The sequence below is a fragment of the Mitsuaria sp. TWR114 genome (genome assembly GCF_007997345.1).
Genome location: NZ_VOSR01000339.1, coordinates 1 through 1,609, shown reverse-complemented (window position 1 = coordinate 1,609; position 1,609 = coordinate 1). Strand labels below are relative to the sequence as shown.

1 protein-coding gene is annotated in these 1,609 nt (G+C 71.4%); it reads left to right on the top strand.

Annotated elements, in window-relative coordinates; all coding sequences use genetic code 11:
* The coding region (locus FUT87_RS13435; RefSeq protein WP_147241345.1) for an AMP-binding protein at positions 1–1,609 on the top strand (1,609 nt) is incomplete at both ends.

The following is a 1,609-nucleotide window of genomic DNA, read 5'->3' as shown; positions in this document are numbered from 1 at the left end:
CCGTCCGCGACCCGCCGACATCGCCTTCCTGCAATACACGTCCGGATCGACGTCCACGCCCAAGGGCGTGATGGTCAGCCACGGCAACCTGATGGCCAACGAGATCGCGATCCAGGCGACGCTGGGCACCACCGCGCGGGACGTCTACGTCAGCTGGTTGCCGCCGTTCCACGACATGGGCCTGATCGGCGGCCTGCTGCAGCCGCTGCACGCCGGCGGGATGCTGGTGCTGATGACCACGGCGGCCTTCCTCGCGCGACCCACGCGCTGGCTGGACGCGATGCACCGCTATCGCGGCACGGTGGCCGCCGGTCCCGACTTCGCCTATCGCCTGTGCGCCGAGCGCGTCGCGCGCGCCGACCGGAACGCGCCGCCAGCCTGGGACCTCAGCGCCTGGCGCATCGCGCTGTCGGGCGCCGAGCCGGTCCGCGCCGACACGGTTGCGGCCTTTCAGGCCGCCTTCGCGCCGTGCGGCTTCGCGGCGCGTGCCGTCACGCCGAGCTACGGGCTGGCCGAGGCAACGCTGCTGGTGACTGGCAGCCAGCGCACGCACGGTGCGGTATCGCGTCGCTTCTCGAGCGAGGCCTTGAAGCGGGGGATCGCCGAGCCGTTGCCGGAGGATGGGGAGGTTGCCACTGACGTCGGCTCCCAGCGCCTGGTCGGCTGCGGGGTCGTCGCGCCCGATCACGCCTTGCGGATCGTCGATCCGTCCAGCGCCGCGGTGCGTGGCGCGGGCGAGATCGGCGAGATCCAGGTGAAGGGTCCCAGCGTCGCGCTAGGCTACTGGGGTAGGCCGGAGGCCAGCGCCGAGACCTTCGTGGAGGAGGGGCCGGATCGCTGGCTGCGCACCGGTGACCTGGGCTTCGTGCTGGACGGCGAGCTCTACGTGACCGGCCGCATCAAGGACCTGATCATCGTCCGCGGCCACAACCTCTATCCGCAGGACATCGAGGCCGCGCTCGAGACCCGGCTGGATCTCGTTCGCAAGGGCCGCATCGCGGCCTTCGCGGTGCCCGGTCCGACGGGTGATGCGATCGGCGTCGCGGCGGAGGTGTCCCGCGCCACGCGCAAGGCGGTGACGCCGCAGGCGCTGGTCGACGCGATCGCGGCGGTGGTCGGCGAGGTCTGTGGCGAGGCGCCGAGGGTGACCGTCCTGCTGAACCCCGGCGGACTGCCCAAGACCTCGAGCGGCAAGATTCAGCGCAGCGCGGCGCGTCGCGGCTGGCAGGACGGCAGCCTCGATGCCTACGCGGTGCATGCGAACGGGCGCTTCACGGTCGATGCGGAGGCCGCCGATCCTCGGAGGCTCGATGCTGCATCCGACGCAGCGCCTTATGCAGCGTCCGACGCAATGCTGGACGCGGGAAGCGATGCAAAACGCGATACGGGACCTCACGCGGGACCCCATGCAGGGGGCGATGCGGCGTTGACCGACACCGAACAGGCGCTCGCCGCGATCTGGCACGAGGTGCTCGAGGATGCCGGCGATCTTCGCCTGACTCCGCGAAGCCACTTCTTTGCCGTCGGCGGCAACTCGTTGACCGCGGCGCGGCTCACGTCGCGCGTGACGGCGCGGTTCGGCGTGAGCCTGGCCCTGCGCGACCTGTTC